Raw genomic sequence first — 526 nt, forward strand, 5'->3', positions numbered from 1 at the left:
AAATAGGAGACGAGTCATTTCGCCTTGATGTGCTGTCAGAAGCCCTGACAACCAAGCCGCCGGACATCGAGGATACGGATTCTGCTCCGAACTGGAATATGTTCCTGTTGAAGGCATTGAAGTACAGCTTTGGTGAAGCCAACTTGCTCGACGGGATTGCCATTCTTTCGAGAATTCACCGAGAACGCTCAAACTATTCATCCGCAACATCTCAGTATTTGATCGAAATATTCGAAGGCCTTCCTAAGCTCCAAAAGCAGACTTGGCTGTCAATATTGCTGCGATTTGCGTTTACGGGCCGTTCCGAGGATCGGTACCGAATGCCAAGCGCATCGGCCCGGTACCGAAGGTTTTTGCCTGCCATCATCTATCTGGCGTCGGAACTGTTGCTTGATAGGGATTTGCCCCCTGACGACGATGACTTGCTTGATGCCATTGAGATGGCGATGGGCAAGGATGACAGGATAGACGTATTCGGTCGCAAGGCACCGACGCAGCAACTGGCCGATGGCCTACGAGCACGTCC

Annotated in this window: 1 protein-coding gene; it reads left to right on the forward strand. The window is 51.7% G+C overall.

The window, feature by feature from the left end; translation table 11 throughout:
- Positions 1-526, forward strand: a 526-nt coding sequence (locus ACR0JG_RS20780; protein ID WP_480572550.1) for a hypothetical protein, incomplete at both ends; no start/stop codon positions are given.

The organism is Ruegeria sp. AD5 (assembly GCF_056542345.1).